Annotated in this window: 19 protein-coding genes and 2 pseudogenes; 9 read left to right on the top strand and 12 right to left on the bottom strand. The window is 58.4% G+C overall.

Annotated features, from left to right (window positions below):
- Window positions 1-70: 70 nt before the first annotated feature.
- Together B0G38_RS01980 and B0G38_RS01975 are read right to left on the bottom strand one after the other, a co-directional pair.
- Complete coding sequence (locus tag B0G38_RS01980) at window positions 71-823, bottom strand: DUF427 domain-containing protein (protein ID WP_264667875.1); 753 nt, start codon at window positions 821-823, stop codon at window positions 71-73.
- A gap of 167 nt (window positions 824-990) precedes the next feature.
- The gene (locus tag B0G38_RS01975; RefSeq protein ID WP_264667874.1) at window positions 991-1143 is read right to left on the bottom strand and encodes a DUF4913 domain-containing protein; all 153 of its coding nucleotides are present in this window, start codon (window positions 1141-1143) and stop codon (window positions 991-993) included.
- A 445-nt stretch (window positions 1144-1588) separates the two neighbouring features.
- Between B0G38_RS01975 and B0G38_RS01970 the strand changes: the two genes are divergently transcribed.
- The 3 genes from B0G38_RS01970 (at window position 1589) to B0G38_RS01960 (ending at window position 3880) form a co-directional block, all read left to right on the top strand.
- Window positions 1589-1759, top strand: coding sequence for a hypothetical protein (locus B0G38_RS01970; RefSeq protein WP_264667873.1), 171 nt, complete (start codon window positions 1589-1591; stop codon window positions 1757-1759).
- A 785-nt stretch (window positions 1760-2544) separates the two neighbouring features.
- Window positions 2545-3006, top strand: a complete 462-nt coding sequence (locus B0G38_RS01965) for a PCC domain-containing protein (RefSeq protein WP_264667872.1) — start codon at window positions 2545-2547, stop codon at window positions 3004-3006.
- A 166-nt stretch (window positions 3007-3172) separates the two neighbouring features.
- A complete protein-coding gene (locus tag B0G38_RS01960) occupies window positions 3173-3880 on the top strand; it encodes a FadR/GntR family transcriptional regulator (RefSeq protein ID WP_264667871.1) in 708 nt (235 codons plus the stop codon).
- A gap of 468 nt (window positions 3881-4348) precedes the next feature.
- On the opposite strand, the gene B0G38_RS01955 is transcribed toward B0G38_RS01960, so the two are convergent.
- The 5 genes and pseudogenes from B0G38_RS01955 to B0G38_RS01935 all read right to left on the bottom strand — a co-directional run bounded on the left by B0G38_RS01955 (window position 4349) and on the right by B0G38_RS01935 (window position 7918).
- On the bottom strand, window positions 4349-4552 hold the full coding sequence (locus tag B0G38_RS01955; protein ID WP_264667870.1) for a hypothetical protein: 204 nt from the start codon (window positions 4550-4552) through the stop codon (window positions 4349-4351).
- 329 nt (window positions 4553-4881) lie between these two features.
- Window positions 4882-5375 (bottom strand): annotated as a pseudogene (locus B0G38_RS23280) (2-oxo acid dehydrogenase subunit E2).
- 310 nt (window positions 5376-5685) lie between these two features.
- Window positions 5686-6696 carry an alpha-ketoacid dehydrogenase subunit beta gene (locus tag B0G38_RS01945; protein WP_264667868.1) on the bottom strand — a complete coding sequence of 337 codons (1011 nt, stop codon included), beginning with the start codon at window positions 6694-6696 and terminating at the stop codon, window positions 5686-5688.
- Window positions 6693-7688 (bottom strand): thiamine pyrophosphate-dependent dehydrogenase E1 component subunit alpha, encoded by a 996-nt coding sequence (locus tag B0G38_RS01940; RefSeq protein WP_264667867.1) that lies wholly within the window; start codon window positions 7686-7688, stop codon window positions 6693-6695. The genes B0G38_RS01945 and B0G38_RS01940 overlap by 4 nt, the downstream gene beginning before the upstream one ends.
- A 2-nt stretch (window positions 7689-7690) precedes the next feature.
- On the bottom strand, window positions 7691-7918 hold the full coding sequence (locus tag B0G38_RS01935) for a lipoyl domain-containing protein (RefSeq protein ID WP_264667866.1): 228 nt from the start codon (window positions 7916-7918) through the stop codon (window positions 7691-7693).
- A 418-nt stretch (window positions 7919-8336) separates the two neighbouring features.
- Here B0G38_RS01935 and B0G38_RS01930 point away from each other — a divergent pair, with 418 nt between their 5' ends.
- From B0G38_RS01930 to B0G38_RS01905, 6 genes are all read left to right on the top strand, one after another.
- Entirely contained in the window at window positions 8337-9398 is a 1062-nt protein-coding gene (locus B0G38_RS01930) for a DctP family TRAP transporter solute-binding subunit (RefSeq protein WP_264667865.1), read from the top strand.
- Between the two features lie 25 nt (window positions 9399-9423).
- Window positions 9424-9930, top strand: a complete 507-nt coding sequence (locus B0G38_RS01925; RefSeq protein WP_264667864.1) for a TRAP transporter small permease — start codon at window positions 9424-9426, stop codon at window positions 9928-9930.
- 4 nt (window positions 9931-9934) lie between these two features.
- Window positions 9935-11473 carry a TRAP transporter large permease gene (locus B0G38_RS01920; RefSeq protein WP_264667863.1) on the top strand — a complete coding sequence of 513 codons (1539 nt, stop codon included), beginning with the start codon at window positions 9935-9937 and terminating at the stop codon, window positions 11471-11473.
- 135 nt (window positions 11474-11608) lie between these two features.
- Window positions 11609-12430 carry an SDR family NAD(P)-dependent oxidoreductase gene (locus tag B0G38_RS01915; RefSeq protein WP_264667862.1) on the top strand — a complete coding sequence of 274 codons (822 nt, stop codon included), beginning with the start codon at window positions 11609-11611 and terminating at the stop codon, window positions 12428-12430.
- Window positions 12431-12471: 41 nt separating this feature from the next.
- The gene (locus B0G38_RS01910) at window positions 12472-13539 is read left to right on the top strand and encodes an NADPH:quinone reductase (RefSeq protein ID WP_264667861.1); all 1068 of its coding nucleotides are present in this window, start codon (window positions 12472-12474) and stop codon (window positions 13537-13539) included.
- A 179-nt stretch (window positions 13540-13718) separates the two neighbouring features.
- Window positions 13719-14390, top strand: coding sequence for a FadR/GntR family transcriptional regulator (locus tag B0G38_RS01905; RefSeq protein ID WP_264667860.1), 672 nt, complete (start codon window positions 13719-13721; stop codon window positions 14388-14390).
- A 222-nt stretch (window positions 14391-14612) separates the two neighbouring features.
- Here B0G38_RS01905 and B0G38_RS01900 read toward each other — a convergent pair whose 3' ends face one another.
- From B0G38_RS01900 to B0G38_RS01880, 5 genes and pseudogenes are all read right to left on the bottom strand, one after another.
- On the bottom strand, window positions 14613-15443 hold the full coding sequence (locus B0G38_RS01900) for an alpha/beta fold hydrolase (protein ID WP_264667859.1): 831 nt from the start codon (window positions 15441-15443) through the stop codon (window positions 14613-14615).
- 28 nt (window positions 15444-15471) lie between these two features.
- Window positions 15472-15801: a hypothetical protein gene (locus B0G38_RS01895; RefSeq protein ID WP_264667858.1), complete on the bottom strand. Its 330-nt coding sequence runs from the start codon at window positions 15799-15801 to the stop codon at window positions 15472-15474.
- Window positions 15802-16088: 287 nt separating this feature from the next.
- Window positions 16089-16203: pseudogene (locus B0G38_RS01890) on the bottom strand (ADP-forming succinate--CoA ligase subunit beta); the annotation flags it as partial.
- Window positions 16204-16708: 505 nt separating this feature from the next.
- The gene (gene mmsB, locus B0G38_RS01885) at window positions 16709-17599 is read right to left on the bottom strand and encodes a 3-hydroxyisobutyrate dehydrogenase (protein ID WP_264667857.1); all 891 of its coding nucleotides are present in this window, start codon (window positions 17597-17599) and stop codon (window positions 16709-16711) included.
- A gap of 366 nt (window positions 17600-17965) precedes the next feature.
- Window positions 17966-19315, bottom strand: coding sequence for an MFS transporter (locus B0G38_RS01880; protein ID WP_264667856.1), 1350 nt, complete (start codon window positions 19313-19315; stop codon window positions 17966-17968).
- Between the last annotated feature and the right edge of the window lie 79 nt (window positions 19316-19394).

The following is a 19394-nucleotide window of genomic DNA, read 5'->3' as shown; positions in this document are numbered from 1 at the left end:
GCCTGTCCGCGCCCACCTGCTTGCAGCCTCCCTGCCTACCTCCGCGCCTACTTGCCTGCCTACCTCGAGGTCACGAAAACGGCGTGATTGGGCGCTCGAGCCGTTCGCCGTCGACCACCAGATCCACGCGCTCGTTATAGAAACAGAGCAACCCGCGGATCTTCGGATTCTCGCGGATCGGCTCGGCGTAGCTCCACACAATGTCCTGCTCAAGCTGGCCGCCCGCACGGACCGACCAGTACCTGGCGCGGCCTTTGTAGGGGCAGGTGGTGGTTTTGGCGCTCGGCTCAAGCAATTCGGTGCGCACATCCTCGAACGGCAGGTAGTAGCGGATCGGCAGATGCGTCTCGAAGAGCAGGAGCGGCCGGATACTGGTGGCAATCTCTTCGCCACCGATGAGCACCTGCACGCGCCGTGAACTGTGCAAGGTATCAACGCGCTTGTAGGGATCGCGGGCGTGCACGAACACTTGTTCGTCTTCCTCGTACCATTCCAACTGCCGCCAGGAAAAGGTGACATGGCCAGCGAGTGCAACGAAGTCCCCGGTCGGTTCCTCGTATGACCAGGCGGCTCCCTCGGCCCGCTTCCTCCCGGCCTGAACGGTCCACCGGCTCCCTGCGCCGCTACCAGCCCCGGCCGCCGGCACTTCGTCGGTCAGCGCATCGAGAACAACGTCTTCCCGCGGTAAGTAGTAGGTAGGCAGGCTGCCCGGACCGTACTGCACCAGCAACTGCGCGCGGCTGCTGTCGGCCACCAATTCATCGCCCAGCCGGACCCGGATCCGGCGCTGCGTCGGTTCAACAAAAGGCTCTGGAATCTCCATGCTGCATCTTACTGCTAACCGCACCCAACCGGTCTCGAAACCCCTGCGCCTCGACGGCGCCACAGCGCCAATGCTTGGCGCTAAATCAGCGCCCTCGAACTTAGCTGTAACGTCTGTGTCAGGCCCAGACTCTCATGTGGTGGTCTGCATGGTCCCGCCATAGACGCTCATGAGACGCTCATGCCGGTGGCGGCATCGAGGCGCAGGTGCTCCCAGGAACGCCACATGGCCGCAACACGTGAGACTGCCTCGGGGTGGAAATACCACTCGATGCACCACTTGGCCGTTTTCCCGGTGACGCTGCGGATGTTGTTCGGCAACGTCTGCTCGTGTGGGAATTCTTCGGCCGAGCCGTAGAAGAGCTCCGGTGCCTTCCCGGGTTTCGTGCCCGCTCTCGCTCGGACTGGACGCGGGAGCGTCGGTATCGAAAGATTCGAAGTCAGCTTCCATGAGTGGCTGCTTGTTTACTTCCTGATCCAGGGATTAGCGGTCCGCTCGGCCGAGACCGGGACTGGCTCTTCGTCCGGCTGTGGGCTGTGCTTCTTGATGACGTTTTCAGGCCCGCCCGAAGGCCAGGCAGCTGCTCGCAGCCGCTGGTGCCGAAGAACTCCGCGCCCAGGCAGAGAAACTGGCCCCAGAAATGGAACGTCACCAGATACCTGTTGAGTACCTAGCCAACCCCGAACTGGCCCAGGCCCTGCAACGGGCCCACAACGCCAAAACCCCACAGCCGTTCCATCTGCCGACACCGAGATAAAGGAACGCATGTTCCCCATCGGCAAGGACGGCATCCATGGCCCCGACATTGGCCAGCTGCGCAAAGTCGCCAACGTCAACGGTGGCGACGACGCACACTTCAAGGAACCCGCGTTCGTGAAAGTGGCGAAGGAGATGCACGAAGCCAAGCTCCTGGCAGAGGATGGATTCAAAGATTGAAACCGGGTCACCGGCTACGACAGCAGCCGGCTCGAAGACCAGGGCCTGAAAACTGAAAGCGCATCGGCCGCCGACCATGGCTCAGCAGTGCGCCAGGAAGCTTTTCGCCGCATCCTTGGCAACTACTAGTGCCAAACGAAACCCAGGTCCGTGGACGCGCCGCTGCGGAACGCAGCGAGGGAACGTATCCAGCGCCGACGTCACCTTGGGAAAAGGTGCAGCCAAGGCCAAAAGGACCCGTGTGGGGGCCGCAGTGGGCGCTGAGCGGGTTAAGAGCGGTCCCGCCCCACAGCCTGCGCGCATACGAAAGGGAAGCAGTTCAGTGGCGGTCTCCCTTTGAACCGCAGCGGTGTTTGGAATTGCCGACCACCAGCACACACTCTCGCGGTCGATTGGCTGTCGCCTTCGCGATCCCCTCCGTGCGACACTAGTCAAGCCAAATACTTATGCCACTGCAGGTGTATTTCCTATCAGCATCTCATCGACAGGATCCTGCGAAGACGAGTGACGTGAAGCGTCTTCAGTCAACGCTCATCCGCCTGCTGGACTGCTGTTGTCCAGTGGTTGCACGAAATGCCACAACTGCGCAAATGACAAAAGATTCCGGCAATCACGCACATGCGGACATTGTGATCAAGAGCATAAACGCAACTACCGGACCTTGACGAACATCCCAAGCAGCCGCCATTATTCATATTGGTACTACCTCTTGTACTAATGCGCATACCGTTGCTCGGTTGGTTCACTTATCAGGAGCCGGCGACAACATGAACTGGAGACACGCAATGATCGTCAGCAAAGATGCGACCATGGTGAGTCTTCGCTTGGGACCCGGCGAAGACCTCCTCAAAACGCTTTCCAGCGTGCTGGACGCCAATAATTCCGACGGCGGCGCGCTGGTGTCCGCTGTCGGCAGCCTTGAGTTCCTTCGCTATTCCGTAGTTAAGCCGGACGCCGACGGTGTGCCGAGGTACACCGAGATCGTCGAGGAAACCGGTGCCATTGAGATCACCAGCCTTCAAGGGCACCTAGGCAGGGAACCCCACGGCGAGGCCGTGTGTCATTTCCATGGGACATTCGCGCAGGATGATGGGAGTCTGCGTGCCGGTCATGTCTTTGACGCGCGGGTACTGGTGACGGTTGAAATGACCGTCCTGCTGTCCAGCGAAGTGGCATGGAACCGCTCCAGTATGAAATACGGCAACGGCCACGAAATGCCGGTTCTTCTCCCAGTGCAGCGCGTTTAGGCAAAGGGCGCAGGCAGCATCCGCCGCTGAGCTAGCGCATACTTCACGGGCCGGGCGCATTCTCACGCAACTGAATCATTCCAGAGCATGCGGCCCGGAACACTACGCAGAATGGGCACCGATCAGATTGTCGCCAATCTGCATACTTGGTAGTACCGTTGACATCATGAGTGACGACACCATAGGCTTGGATTTCTTTGAGGACCAGCTAATGAGCGTCCTTGCGCGACAGGTTCTCGCCATGAATCCTGGCGAGAAGCTCCCCAGCGAGCGTGAGCAGGCCCAGGAGCTGGGAGTGAGTCGTACTGCGTTGCGCGATCGGCTCGGACGTTTGGAATCCATGGGAGTACTCGAGCGGCGAACCGGCGCGGGAACATTTGTGCGCGGCCTTCGCCCGGAAACCGTAAGTGAATCGATCCTGCTGGGCCTTGTGGCGTCCAAGATGAGCTTGGCGTCCCTTCGATCCGTACGCTGTGCCTTGGAACGTCAGGCCGCTTACGAGGCCGCTCAAAAGGTTGACCATATTGCGGTGGCCCATATGGCTGTTGCTCTGGACCGCATGGACGCGAGCGACGACTCCGACGAGCTGCATGAAGCTGACGTTGCATTCCACCGGGCACTCTTTGCCGCGTCAGGTTCACGTGCCTTGATCTTCTTCGCCGACGTGCTCCACGGCGTTCTTGCTCCACATCAAAAGCTCTCCTTGGCCGACGACAGGGAACGCCTGCGTGTAGTCCACAGGGACATCGCCGAGGCTGTTTCAGCCCATGACCCGGCGATGGCCATGAAGGCTATTGATGAGCACTTCCTGTGGCTCGACCAGTTGATCCTGAGAAGTGAAGCACCAGAACGTACGGTCGAAGTCCCGGCCTAGCCGCACTCGCGTTCACGATGGAGCGGGCGACCCCTCTGCCAGGAAGCAATCCAAGTGCGGACTGCCGACAGGCCTCAGACGCGCACGCCGTATTCTTCTTCCCCGTTGGGTCCGCCGGCCGCCAGGAAGGCCGCGACTCCGGTGGTACTTCTCGAGCGCTACCTCCAAACTTCCCAACACCGCCCGCTTAGCGGTCGACGGTCAAGCCACGCGCACTTATCCCGGGGGCGGCATGCCCGATGGCCGTGCTTTACCGCAAGTTGTAGCTGCAGGAATCTGCACTGAAGACTTGGGCTACGAGCGGCAAGGTGAGAATGGCTGAGGCGTTGATCAAGACGAGGATGCTGCGGCCCTCTTGCCGTCGCTATTATCCGCTTGCGCCAGGGCGAAGGCCGGTCGCTGACGTCGGCATACGCGCCATCAGGACTATGAAAAGAGCCGTTGTGGCGGGCAACAAGGCGAGGTTCGTTATGGCCGCGATCCCATGGGGGCACCTATATGCAGGTTCCGCTGACGCAGGCGATGGACAGCATTTTGCAGGCTCAGAACAATCGCGAACAGGGCGCCCGAGGCTGCTGCGGCGGGAATGTCGTGGTAGACCTTGGCATGGTCCAGTTTGCGGCGCTGACTGACGACCAGGACCAGAGCGACTCCGTAGATGACCGGATTCATGAATAGTACCCTGCAAATGCTCCTGTTCATCTCGGAGCAGCGGCCAGCGTTTGGTGTATCGCTGGGGAGTCGAGGCCGATAACGATGGGGGCAGCCGGCCATAAAGATCAGGTTGTGGAAAAGTTGCCCATGCATTTCGTTGCTTCAGCCACGCTTCGCCGCCTTGGCCTGGTCACCACGGACAAGGGCCGGAGTTGATTTTTCCGTACAGCGGGGACCAACTGATAACGGGTAATTGTGAGTTTAGGCGGCGGAAAGTGAAAGTACGCCTTCAATCGCCGAAGCAATCACGGAGAACTGCTGCTGCTGCCCTGTCGAGGGCCTGATGGTCAAAGGTCAGCGACATGGGAGTCTGCGGAAGGCTGCCGGGGAAGGCAGTATGATGGTGCCGACGCTGAGATTTCGACCTCGGGGGCGTTCAGCACTGGGTAAACCAATGGATGCAGACCTCCGAGGTATGAGACGGTGAAGGTTCCGCCAACCATATGTTTAGCAGTGATTTTACCGGTCTTCGCCAAGTCGATGAGCTGCTTGCTCCGTTGGGCAAGTTCCTCCAGGTCAAAGCGGTTGGCATCATGGATGACAGGGACAAGGAGAAATTTACCTGAATCGACTGCGAATCCGAGGTTACAGCGGCGTGTCTTTCTATGCCCTCCGGTGTGAACAGAGCGTTGATCTCCGGATGGTCCTCTCGAACGCGCGCGGTACAAAACATGATGATGTCATTGACGGAGGGGCAAACATGATCAGCGCTGCCCCGGACCCGGCCTTTCAGTTCTCTCCGAAGGGCGACCAGGTTGGTAGCGTCGGCGTATCGGGTCAGGGCGACCTGAGCTGTTTCCTGAAGTGAAGCGCGTATGCGCTATGCAGTAATCTTGCGGGCGCCCCGGACTCTGACGATCTACGTAGCTGTGTTCTTTGTGCTCTGCATTTTCCAGCTCTCCTGATGCTGCCTGTCCATGGTCCGGCGTCTGTTGATGCGACTGTCATGTTGGAAGCCGCGGGAGGGTTCCCGCAGCGCGAGGAAGCACGAGGGGCGCCGGGTGCTCTCGCGGGACATGCAGGGTCGAGACTGTGCGTCGGCGGATGGTCAACGGCGCACAGTCTCGGCCCTGGTCGCACTGATTAGTCCGTCATACCAGCAGCCGTTTGCGGTGTCCAACGGCGGCCAGTGACTCTGCAATGATCTCTTGGGCCGAGGGCACTACGGCACTTTCCAACTCTTCGGAGTAAGGGATGGGGGCTCGTGCTGCCCCGAGCCGCCTCGGGGCAGCGTCGAGTTCCCCCCAGCATTCCTGCACGGTGTTGCTGATGAACTCCGCGCCCCATCCGAAGTCTCGGACTGCTTCATGAACGACCAACATGTGCCGAGTTTTGCGGACAGATGCAAAGACTGTTTCCATGTCAAAGGGATAAAGAGTCCGCGGATCAATAATTTCTACGTCCACGCCCTGTTCTGCCAGCATGTCCGCCGCTTCGAGGGCCCTCTTCGTCATCAACTGGGTAGCCACGATGGTGAGGTCTTTCCCCTCCCGCGCCACTCGCGCCTGGCCCAACGGAATCAGTTCCTTGGTCACGGCACCTTTGTCGTAGTAAAGGGCCTTGTGCTCTAGGAAAATTGTAGGGTTGTTGCTCTTGATGGCACTGCGCAGCAGGCCATACGCGTCATTGGCGGTGCCCGGGACGACGACCTCAAGTCCCGGGATATGGGCGTAGAGAGTTTCCAACGACTGCGAGTGCTGTGCTGCTTTGCCAATGCCGGAGCCGCCGTTGCTACGCACCACCAACGGTGTGGCAAATTGCCCGCCGAACATGTAGCGGGATTTGGCTGCCTGATTGATCAGTCCATCCGCTCCCAGAAGCATGAAATCGGAGTACATGATTTCCACGACGGTCCTGGTGCCGGCCATAGCCGCACCCGCTCCGGCAGAGATCAACACTTCTTCGCTGATCGGGGTGTCACGGACGCGTTCTTTGCCAAAGGTATCCGCCATTTTACGCGTCACCCCGTATATGCCTCCGCCCGTACCCCAAGTGGTGAGATCCTCACCCATGATGATCGTCGATGGGTCCTCGGTGAATTCATCATGCAGTGCAGCGTTCAGTGCCCGCCAGATTGTCAACTGCTGAGCTGGCTTGTTCATCGGATGTCCTCGCTGACTTGAGTGAAAGCTGACGATACGTCGGGGTAAGGTGAGGATTTGGCAAATGACTCGGCCCCGTCCACTGCTGAAACCGCGGTCGCAGCAATCGCGTCGAGTTGAGCCTGGTCCAGAACGTTTGATGTGAGAAGTTTTTCGGCCAGCCGGTTGATCGGGTCACGGCCCTTCCACTGCTCCACCTGGTCGACTGTCCTGTAGATTTCTGTGTCGCCGGCCATGTGGCCCAGATACCGGTAGGTGTCCGCGACGATAAACGTCGGCCCCAACCCCGACCTGGCCCTATGGACAGCTTCGGCAGCAGCGTTGCTGACAGCTTCCACGTCCATTCCGTCCACATCGACAGAGGGCAGCCCGTACGCTTCGCCACGTCGATGGAGATCAGGCTGTGCCACCATTTCCTCCAACGTGGCGGACTGCGCGAAATGGTTGTTTTCGCACACGAACACCACCGGAAGATTCCAGATTGCCGCAAGATTGAAGGCCTCGCTCAACACGCCCTGATTGGTGGCGCCGTCCCCGAAGTACGCGACGGCCACGTTGTCTGCGCCTTGTGCTTGGGCTGCCAGCGCAGCACCGGTCGCGAGGCCGATCCCGGCGCCGACGATGCCGTTGGTTCCCAGTATTCCGAGCTCTTTGACACCAATATGCATGGAGCCGCCCTTGCCGCCGCAGTATCCGTCGCGACGTCCGAGGATCTCGGCCAGCGTTCTTCCCGGATCAGCGCCCTTAGCCAGGCAGTGCGCATGGCCCCGGTGGTTGCTGGCAACACTATCGGAGTCTCGTAGGGCTCTGGATACACCCACGGCGACGGCTTCCATGCCGACCGATGGATGAGTGGAACCGCGTATCAGCCCCGCCTCCGAATACCCCGGAAGGCGGGATTCGAACTCGCGGATGGTACTCATCAGCTCCAGAGCTGAAGGTCCGTCGGTGCCCAGATCGAATTTGTTGAATACATCCGTTTCAATAGTCACGATCAGTTCACCCTCGCGATAATCGTTTCTGGTTCCACGACGTCACCCTCAGCTGCAATATATGTAAGGGTTCCGCTGGCGGGTGACACTACTTCAACCTGGACCTTGGATGTTTCAAGTTCGGCGATGGCCTGGCCTTCAGCAACCTCGCTGCCTTCTTCGACGAGCCATTCGCTGAGATCAGCTTCACTTTCAGCTCCCAGAAGTTCCTGGCCCACAATGATATCCACAATATGATCCTTTCTTGGTACGTCCTATATCAAGGATGGTAGTACCAAATGGAAAATGTCAATGGCTCCGCCGCCTTGAAGTTACCCAGAACTTGCCATGTGCTCCTAGCCAAACCACCACGCCCGCTCTATCGCAACGACTTTTCCGGTTGCGGGACGTCACGCCATCCGGGCAGATGGAGCTTCATCGGTGGCCACCGAAGTCGGGAAGACGGCTAGGGCAGGAGCCATCCCCTCATCCCGCCATTTGGGCGGAGCGGCGGCGTCTACTGGACGAGCCTGGCAGGAGGCCGAAAGCCGCCGGCCCTTGGCGCATATCAGATATGGATGAGCAAAGCCAAATATAAAAAATGTGACTCGTAACACTGAAAATTGCTTTACATTCCTTTGGTAATACCACATCCTGTTTTGGTGATACTTGACACGTTTGATGGCGGATCCCGTCGAACATCGCCTCGCACCTCAAGGAGAAGACATGAAGTTCCTTAAGACCTCTACTGCTGCCGTAGTACTGACTTTGGGATTGGCCGGGTGTTCTGCGAACGCCAGCGATAGCGGCGGTGCCGAATCCTATAACTGGGACTTCACCGTCACGGTTGGCGACGGCACGACTTGGTACCTGGGCGCCGAGAAGTTCGCGGAAGTCCTCGACGAAGAATCGGACGGGCGCATTCAAGTTAATATTTTCGCTAATGAACAGCTTTCCGGCGGAGACGCCGCTGCCGGCATCGAACAGCTGATGAACGGCGACAAGGCCTTCTCTTACAACTCCACGATCACGTGGTCCGGCATCGACCCGAGGTACGGAGCCATCAACGCCCCGTTCCTTTACAAGGACTACGCCGAGGCAGAAGCGGCGATCAACGGCGGGGCACTCGACGCTTACAAAGAATTGGCTCATGAGTCGAACGTCGAGTTGCTGGGCTTTGGAGAGTCGGGCTTCCGGCAGGTAACTAATAATGTCCACCCGATCACCAAGCCGTCCGATCTGGCGAACATGAAGCTTCGAGTCCCCGGGTCCAGCCTATTCCTCGACCTCTACACTGCCCTCGGCGCCGATCCGATCACCATGGATTTCAGTGAGGTCTTTACTTCATTGCAGAACGGAACGATTGATGGCCAGGAGAACCCTTACGACGTCATCTACTCGAACGGTCTCGCTGAGGTTCAAGAACACCTGACGGTCTGGAACTACGTCTACGACCCTCTGATGCTCGGAATGAACAAGGACCTCTATGACTCCCTGAGTGACGAGGACAAAGCCCTTGTGGAGAAGGCGGCCGCTGAAGCCAACAAGGTGCAGATCGCAGAGAACCGCAAGCGTGAAACCGAGCAGTTGGAGGCGATGAAGGGTTCCATGAACGTCGCCGAACTCGACGAATCGCAAATAAAGGCGTTCCGCGAAGCCGTAAGTCCCGTGCATGACAAATTCGAACCGATTCGGACGGAAGCGCTCGTTTCCGCGGTCCAGCCCAAGTAACCCGAAGCCTAGCGGGAGCAGAACAATGGTTTTTGACAAGGCACTTTCGATCGTTGAGGACGTGAGCATCGCCTCAGCATTCTTCCTTTTGACGATGCTTGCGTTCATCAACGTGGTAAGCAGGTATGCCCTTCATGCCTCGTTGTCATGGAGTACGGAGATCGTCATCGGTCTAGCCGTTTACCTCATCATGATCGGCACTTCTGCAGCCATTAGAGCTAACGCGCATCCCAATTTCTCGCTCCTGAGCGATGCAGCCAGTGGTCACCTCCGAATCGTAGTGACTGTCGTGATCGGCATCGCCCTGACCGGGTTCATGGTCCTTCTGCTCTGGTTGGGCATGGACATGGTCACCAGTCAGTTGGAAAGCGGCCGCGCAACAGCTGGGCTCCGCATTCCCCAATGGGTCCTGTCCGCGGCCTTGCCACTTGGTGCAGCCTTCGGGATTCTTCGTTCAGTTCAGCTGACCGTCAACCGTATCCGACACCCGAAGCCGTTGGCCGAGGCCACCGAGCTCCTCCCGGGAGGTTAGTACCATGCTTGAACTCGTATTGTTCGGCTCTTTCCTGCTCCTGTTGTTCATCGGAGTGCCAGTCGCCTTCTCCATGGGGATCTCCGCCGCAGCAACCATCATCTACATGCAGGGCGCCACTGCCTTATTCCCGACCACTGGCATCATGTATGCATCCATGTCGTCCGAGACGCTGCTGGCCATCCCGTTCTTCATCCTGGCTGGCGTAATCATGGAACTAACAGGAATCTCAGCACGACTGATAGAACTAGCCGATGCGTGCGTGGGCCACCGTAAGAGCGGCATCGCACTTACGACGATCCTTGCCGCCCTGGTTTTCTCGTCCATCTCCGGATCGGGTCCAGCTACCGTCGCCGCCCTTGGCGGAATCCTCATTCCCGCCCTTGCAAAGCACGGCTACAGGAAACGACACGCTGCCGCACTCGTTGCCAGTGCCGGCGAGATGGGCATCGTCCTTCCGCCCAGCATCGCATTTATCGTTTTCGCGGTAGTGGCAAGCGACTACGAACGCATCTCCATCGGCCGCCTTTTCATGGCCGGCATCATTCCCGGCATCCTGCTTGCCATCGCATTTTATCTCGTCGCCCGGTTCCTACCCCGTGAAATGGCGCAGGCCAAGAAGAGTGCCAAGGCGCACGTCGATAAGGCCATGGGCCGGGTTCCGCACGTGGGCGGCCGAGGGTTTGTTGCTCCGGCAACCTCCGGAGGGTCGGCAGACGCCATGCCCGGTTCCGGTCCATCCATCCATGGAAGTTACGGCAACCGCGGCAAGGGAAACGATGCCGCCAGAGAGGAAACCCGGGGTTCTTCCACCGTCCTGACACTGGAGGACCTTCCTCACGAGGCAATGATTGAAATCCGTACTACGAGAGCTCCATGGCCGGTCATCCGCACCGCCCTGTTCCGTGCGATTCCCGGCCTCTTGATGCCGATCATCATCCTGGGCGGCATCTACGGAGGCATATTCACACCTACCGAATCGGCCGCCGTCGCGGCTGTCTACGCACTCTTTGTCGGGCTGTTCGTGTCGCGGGAGCTGAAGCTCAAGGACATGTACAAGATATTCACGACGGCCGGTATCCAGTCCTCCCGCATAATGTTCATCATCGCCACCGCCACACTCTTCGCCTACGTAATCACCAAGTTCCGGATCGCCCAAAACGTCGCGGATGGGCTGCTCTCGATCACCGACAACGCCATCATCCTCATTCTGCTCATCAACGTCGTCCTGCTGATCGCCGGCATGTTCCTAGACGCGATAAGCGCGTTCTACTTGTTCGTCCCGCTATTCGTCCCAGTGCTCGTGGAACTGGGCATGGACATGACGACAATCGGCGTCTTCATGACCGTCAACCTCGCTCTCGGCCTGGTCACGCCGCCGGTTGGCATCGACCTGTTTGTCGCCGCTGGCATCGCGAAGATTCCATTCGGAGAGGCTGTCAAAGGCATCTGGCCGTTCTTCGGCGCCGGTATTGCTGTCCTCATGCTCATCACCTTTGTGCCCGCCCTGAGCAACTTCTTGCCCGACCTGATGGGGATGTAGGCCGGCGGCGGAAAGCACCCAACAATGTCCGTATAGAGGGCGCTGATCCCTGCACGCCGACACAATTATTGACCAGCAACGTGGACGGGCGGAAAGACCGCTTGCCACATATTCACTTCGAGAAAGGAACTTGCCATGACCAGGATCCAGGACAAATCGACCATCGTTTTCGGCGGCGGATCAATCGACGGGAGCATCAACAACGGGCTCGCTGCCAGCATCGTTTATGCTCGCGCCGGGGCACGACTAGCCATCGTGGATCTCCATCCGGACGCTGTCTCGGCAGCTGTCGAACGTGTGGAGAAAGAATGCGCAGAACTTGGCATCCCCGCACGTGTCCTCGGAATCGTCGGCGACGTTTCCGACGAAGCTTCGGTGGCCGCCGCGGTGAAGGAAACGGTTGCCGCCTACGGTGGGATCGATGTGCTCCACAACAACGTCGGTGTGGCCCGCATGGGCGGGCCCGTCGAGATGTCCTTGGAGGAATGGGACAAGGTCATCCGGATCAACCTCACCAGCGCGTTCCTCACCTGCAAGCATGTGCTTCCCCACATGCTGGCCCAAGGACAGGGTTCAATTGTAAATATCGCCTCAGTGGGCGGCATGCGCTACATCGGCTACAACTTCCCCAGCTACTCCGCCACTAAGGGCGGACTCGTGCAATTCACAACCAACCTCGCCCTGGAGTATGCCGCGCGGGGTATCCGGGCCAACTCCGTGGCTCCCGGATTCATTAAAACTCCCATGATGTACAAGCAGATCAGCGGCGCATACGACTCAGTCGAAGAGATGGTCGCGGCTCGAAATGCGCTGTCTCCGACCGGCAAGATGGGCGACTCATTCGATGTCGCCCACGCCGCGCTGTTCCTGGCCTCAGACGAAGCGAAGTACGTCAACGCCGTGTGTCTACCTGTCGACGGTGGATTGGTTCAGCAATCGTCTAGCCCCGCAACCTAAAAGGACTTGGACGTGCATTGCCTGATGATGGGTCTGGACATATGAAATCTATCGCTTACTCAAGAACGGGGCCGGCGTCGGTTCTTCGGCTGATGGAGAAGGAGATGCCGGCCCCTGGCCCGGGTGAAGTATGCGTACGGTTAGTCGTTTCCGGTGTCAATCCCACGGACTGGAAGACAAGAAACGGAGCAAAACGTGCCAGTAGCCGTGCAAGCGTACAAGTCCCGGGGCACGACGGCGCCGGATACGTTGCTTGCTTGGGCGATGGCGTCGAGGGGGTGGAAATCGGAACGAGAGTGTGGGTTTGGGAAGCCGCCTGGCAACGCGCCGAGGGAACTGCACAGGAGTATGTGGTTCTTCCCGCCGCCAACATTGTTACTCTTCCGGGCACAGCTTCTTTCGACGAAGGCGCGTCCCTGGGTATTCCTGCGCTCACTGCGCACCGAGCGCTTACCGCACATGAGCGCGCTCCTGCCAGTCTCGCACCAGGAACGTTGGAAGGCATGACCGTTCTCGTTGCAGGTGGGGCGGGCGCTGTCGGCCACGCGGCAATTCAACTCGCCTCATGGGCAGGTGCCAAAGTCATCACGACAGTCAGTACCGAGCGTAAGGCGGTGATGGCCCGCCGGGCGGGTGCCCACGCGGTCATTAACTACCGCAGCGAGGATGTTGTGGCTTTGGTTCGACAGATTAGCCCATCTGGAGCCGACATCATCGTCGAGGTTAACGCCCGGGCGAACATGGATGTTGATCTAGCGGTGGTCACGGGAGGCGGAACCATTGCCGTCTTCACATCAGATGACATCGATAGCCTCATATTTCCCGCCCGAGAATGTATGTCCAAGAACGTGCGGGTCCAGTTCGTCATGACTTACACAACGACGACAGAGCAGAAACGACACGCGGTGAGGGCTGTTCAGCACGCCCTGCGGGAGGGACGAATGGGGGTAGGTGAGAAGCATGGCATGCCGTTGCATCGTTTTCGGCTCGAGCAGGCAGCCCAAGCTCACGACACGTCAGAACAAGGCGTCATGGGCAAGGTCCTGATCGACATCACCGAGGATTCTCCGAATTCTGATAAGGAGAAGCGCTATCAAAGTCTCAGGTAAAGGCAGGAACCGACCACATTCGCATGCCCCATCAGAGATCGATCAACAGTGGGGCTCAAGCAGTGAAGAGACCCGATTACAGCTGCAAACGGCCCAGTGTCACGTAACGAAGTAGCCAGATCTCCTTCGGTCGGCCAACGGGGCACCATTCCTCACGACAACTCCGAGAGGGGAGCATTGTGGAAGATGATCTTCTGGCCAAGCTGCTGGACTTGATGGAGAAGGTTGGTCCTGACCAGCGCATTCCCTCTGAACGGGAACTCGTTGCCCAATGGGGCAGCTCGCGTACGGCGCTGCGACACCGACTCAGAAAACTGGAAGCCACGGGAGCCCTGGAAAGGAGAGGTTCTGCCGGGACCTACACGCGCACCGTAAGGCCGCAGGATCTGGCAGCTGCCTTGAAAATAGGGTTGCATTCCTCCGTGCTGTCTTCCGCGTCTGCTTTCCAACCGGTTCGGGTCGCTCTAGAACGACAAGCAGTCAAAATGGCGGCAGAGGTTTTTAGGCCGATCCCCGTCGCTCACGCGGAAGAGGCCGTGATGAGAATGGAAAAGCTGACTCAGGCGGACGACCTTTACGCAGCTGATCTCGATTTCCACCACGCCATCTTTCAAGCTTCAGGTGATCCTGCCTTGATGTTCTTTTCGGCCGCGGTCGGTGATCTGATCGCCGATTCCGTCAGCGTCCGCCGTTCCAGAATGTTGCGGCTGACAAGCGACGTCGATGAGATGCGTCTGCTCCATCGCTCCATTCTTGAAGCAATCAAAGCCAGGGATCCATCGAGCGCGGTCGAGGCCATGGACCAGCATTTCGACAGAATCGATTCGCTCGCCGTGGATTTTGAAGACTAGGACGTTACAGCCGGATCTCCATCTCGCGCCACAGATCCGAGGTGCACGTTCAAGGGTATTCGGAATCCACCGGCCGGTTAAGACACAAGCGCCGCGCCGAAGCCGTGGGTCCCTTGCCGACCAGCATCGATGTCTGGCCCGGCGAAGGCACTACGTCCAGGGAAGCCTCTGGCCAAGACCGGACTGTCGTGGCTACACGCCGGCTCTCCCACATCCCCAGGTTCAGCTTTGGAGGTACTGCAAGAGTTTCTCGCTAAGCACCTCTGATTGCTCTTCGGGAATGAAATGCCCGCAGTTGTCCACTCGCTCCCCAAAGGCATCCGGAGCGAAAGGTTTCCACGTCTGGAGCACGTCCAGGCCGGCGAGCAGTCCATGTTCGCCCCACAAAATCTGCACCGGAATACTTATTGTTTTGCCCTCATCGAAGTCGTCTGCATCGTGCGCGAGGTCGATATCTGTGGCGCGGTAGTCATCGAACCCAGCCCGCAAGGCACCTGGCCGGGAGAAGGCGGCCACGTAGTCGGGAATTGCGGGTTCGAGGGCGGCTCGCTGCACAGCCCATCGCTCGAAGAAAAACCTCAAGTATCCGTCGATTTGTGGCGCTACCAGCAACTCGGGCAGATCCTCCTTCATATGGAACAGCCAATGCCAGTAGCCCCGCGCCGTGGCAGTTCTGCCTTCTCGGAAAGTGTGAAGGGTAGGGGCGATGTCCAGCAAGGTCAGGTGACTGAGCCTCTTGGCATAGTCCAGAGCGAACCGATGAGCTACCCGCGCACCGCGATCGTGACCGACGATTCGGGCGGTGTCATAGCCAAGGTGGTCGATGAGATCGCGAATGTCCCGAGCCATGGTCCTCTTGTCGTAACCGCCCAGTGGCTTATCGCTCAGGCCATACCCCCGCAGGTCAGGCGCGACGACCCGAAAGTTCGTTGCCAGTGCCGGAGTGACTTTCTGCCAGCACTGTGATGTTTGGGGCCAGCCATGAAGCAGCACCAGCAAGGGCCGGTTGCCTCCTGTATCGCTGTAGTTCATTTTCAGGTTTGGTAGTTGCACGCAGAGTTCCATACGCATAGCTAACCACTCAGCTGTCGGCGAGGCTGATGGTGAATGCGTCCGAAGTATGTACAAGGGTCCTTTTGAGCTCATTCGGGATGAAGAGCCACGCAGCGGACCCGTCCGGCCTAACTTCGTCTACGATGCCCCAAGCAACGAAGCTCTTTTGCCGCCACAGGGAAACCTTCTGATCGATTTCAAGTGTGCACCAGTCCTCAACCTTCGCGTCAGGCACAGCCTTGCGTCGTCCATGGGGCGGTTCGGTGGATAATATCTGCACATTGGCGATCTCCGCTGCGGGGACCCTCAGTACGTTTCCCATGAAATCGATGTAAGTCTGGGTCGAAGTGGTTGTCACGGAAATCTTCTCCTTGTTTGCTCATCGCAACGCTTGCCATCTCGGGAGCATGACACTCAATTGTTGCAGAAGTCCTAGAACGGCCCCTAGCACTACAGGATCTCCCTGGGGAAGCGTTGCATTTGGGCATCCCATCGCTACATTCCCCAAGTAGCTGACGTATCCGAGGGAGTTTGGTCAGGCGATGCCGAATTGCATGGGCACCTGGCTCTTGTCGTGGAGGCGCGTCGGGTAAATCGAACAGAGGAGATGGGCGGTCTCGGACGGCGTCTTGCCGACCTTGACGCGCCAATCTTTTCGGCTGCTGCTTTGGCTTCTTCTGGAGTGTAGGCAACGATTCCTGCAAGCACGGGTTCAGCATGTGCCTCAAAGAGATCGCGCCTGGTATTCAAACAGATCCATGGTTCAGGTCCTCTACGTTGAGGGAAATCGAAGTGTGGGCGCAATGGCCGACTCCGACAAGGATTGCATCTTGGACTCTGGATCCACGATGTGGTGACACTAACAATGCTTGGGACGGAAGTCAACGGAATCGATCGAAGCGGGCATCTTGACATGATTCCCCGGGCGGAACCGTAAACACGGTGGCAGTGCTGGATGACTTCCACATCGTCAACTCGGCATTGGTCGTCGAGGAGGTCCTTTCCCCCATCCAACAACAGCCCCTAGGACGGCGTGAAGGCGAGAAAATCCTGACGGCTTTCCACAAATTGCCCAATGGGCAAAGTAGCGCCCCTTGGTCGGACTCTACGTCGCTCGCGGATCGCAACTACCCGCCTCCGTATGCTCCTGGCTGCCGGCAGACCTCACCCTCTGATCCACACCGGATGTCGAAGAGTAAGTTTTCCATGACCGCTAACGGCCCATGGTGGCGCTGGTCTTATTGGTACGGGCTGAAGTTATTTTATTACCTAGAAGTCGTGGGGACGACTTTGATGATTGCCGAGCAGTCGAGCGCATCGAATTGTGCGACCAGGTCGCAATAGGCGTCGGCGGCAGATTCTGCCAGGGGCAGTTTCTGGCCGGTTGCTGCTGCGGCCATCAGTGAGAGGTTTAGGTCCTTCAGCATGAGCGATGCCGAAAAGCCTGGTTTGTAGTCATTGTCGGCTGCCGAACCGGGAACAACGTCCGGTGCAGGACAAAAATGTCTGAGGGCCCGGCAGTCACCTGTCGAATTTGTGACTATGTTCCAAAGGGCTTTGTGGTCGAGCCCCAGCGATGTTGCGAGGACGAACATTTCGCTGACCGCCGTAAGCGTCGTACCGAACAGCATCTGGTTGCAGGTCTTAGCCGCCTGCCCTGTGCCGCCCTCTCCCACATGGACGATTGTGGTTCCCATACTGTCCAGTACGGGGCGAGCCATCTCCAAGACTTCGACACTGCCGCCAACCATGAAGGTCAGTGTGCCCGCGACTGCTCCAGCGATTCCTCCGGAGACCGGAGCGTCGAGGCAGTGCACGCCTGCCGTCTCCGCACTCGCGTGCACAGCCTTCGACGTCGAGACATCGATCGATGATGAATCAATCAGCAATGTCCCTGGCTTGACGAGTGCAATGAGTCCCGCGTCACCCAGCAAGACCTTATGCACCGATGATCCGCTGGGCAGCATTGTAATGACTAAATCAGCATTCCAGACTGTTTCTTCTGCGCGGTCAAAGATTCGGACGCCGTTGACGGCTGCTGTCGAGCAAGCTTCCTCTGACGGGTCAAAACCGTTCACCGTATGACCGCCCCGGACGAGATTGGTTGCCATGGGCCCTCCCATGGCGCCGAGCCCTACGAACGCAATTACGCTCATATCATTTGCTCCTTAAGTTTTTGTTACCACCTCGATGTCATGCCAGTGGCGAACATCCTGCCGTGCACTTGGACGGGCGAAAAGTGCCTACTTCGAGCTAGTGCTGTTCAAAAAGTTGCATGCCGGGGGCTCGGCTGACACGTCGATGACGTTGATTTGATCTCAACTGGTCGCTTTCGCCATCACCCATTTAATCTGCTGCCCCTGCGCGCAGGCTGGCCAGTTTTCCGGCGTTCGCAATACATAAAGGGGGGCTGGCTCTGCTTTGGGGGACATGGCCGGCGCATCGCCCAATCTTATGGGCCTCGCGCCGACCCTCAAAAGCACAAAGCTTTCACTGTCGTCCTCTTGCGCTCATTGATGCGGCTAGCCAACTGTATGCGAGTGTGGCTGCTCGGCGGCTTTCACCGGAGTTGTCCAGCGCTTGGTTCGCAAGGCCACAACGGCGGCAAGGACGAAGAATCCAGCGATGACGTACATCCCGGCGCTGGTAGTACCTGTCAGGTCACGGAGCCATCCAAAGATGAACGGACCACCGAAGCCGCCGGCATTGCCGATCATGTTGATGAGGGCCAAGCCTGCCGCGGCACCGACTCCGCTGAGGAACTTTGTAGGAAGCCCGAAGTAGAGCGGGATTCCGGAGCACAGTCCCATGGCAGCAATGCTGATCCCAATCAGCGTGACCAGCGGCGACGAAGCCCAGACAGCAACGAGAACGCCGGTTGCACCCAGCATGGCTGATATGGCGGCGTGTCCGGCGATCTCGTTCGTGCGGCGGGAATGCATCGACCAAAGAATGGTGAAGACAGCGCCGAAGCCGTAGGGAATGGCCGTAAGCATCCCGATTTCAAAGACAGAATATGTGGTGCCGAACGTCTGCTCGAAGCCCTTAATGATGGTGGGAAGAAAGAACGAGATGGAATACATGCCAAAAAGCAGGCCGAGGTAGCCGAGACCAAGCAACCACACCTTTCTGTTGAGCAGAACCGCACGCAGCTTGTGGTGGACGTATGTGCCTTCCTCCGCGGCGAGGTCGTGAATAAGAAGATTGCGCTCCTCGTCCGTCAGCCACTTTGCCTGGGAGGGCCTGTCAGTGAGATAGAAGAAACACATAATGCCCAGTACGACAGCCGGAAGGCCAGTCATGAGGATCATGAACCTCCAGCCCTCAAGGTCAAAGAACACATTGTGACCCCATTGAATCAGCGCTGTGGCCAACGGGGCGCCGATGACCGAGGAGAGCGGAATGCCGATGAGAAATAGTGCAAAGGCCTGTGCCCTGTCCTTCTGAACGAACCAGTAGGTCAGGTACAAAAGTATTCCAGGGGTGAAGCCGGCCTCTGCCACGCCGAGCAGAAAACGAAGTACATAGAGCTGGGTGGGATCCTGCACGAACGCGGTGAGCGAGGCGATGAGGCCCCAGGAGATGAGGATGCGAGCTATCCACTTGCGCGCGCCGAACCGGTGAAGAGCCAGGTTGCTCGGAATTTCCAAGAGAATGTACCCGATGAAGAAAATGCCCGAGGCTAATCCGAAAGTCGTCGCAGTCAGCCCAAGTGATTGGTTCATGCCGTTAGGTCCGGCGAAGCTGATGTTGCTTCGGTCTACGTAGCTGATGAAGTAGCACACCATGAGAAAAGGCAGGACACGCCACAGTACTTTACGGCGCGTTCGGGCGCGCAAGACGCCTTGGTCGGACAAGTGTTGTGTTGCCATTGAATCGCTCCTCGTCGAGCTTCGGATGAACTATGGGTGAAGTGCGTTGGGGTAACAGGGACTCGTGGTCATGCGGCAT

The organism is Crystallibacter permensis, from assembly GCF_025960875.1.
GTDB lineage: Bacteria > Actinomycetota > Actinomycetes > Actinomycetales > Micrococcaceae > Crystallibacter > Crystallibacter permensis.
Note: the sequence above shows the minus strand (reverse complement) of the source record. Positions and strands in the feature narration are given on the sequence as shown.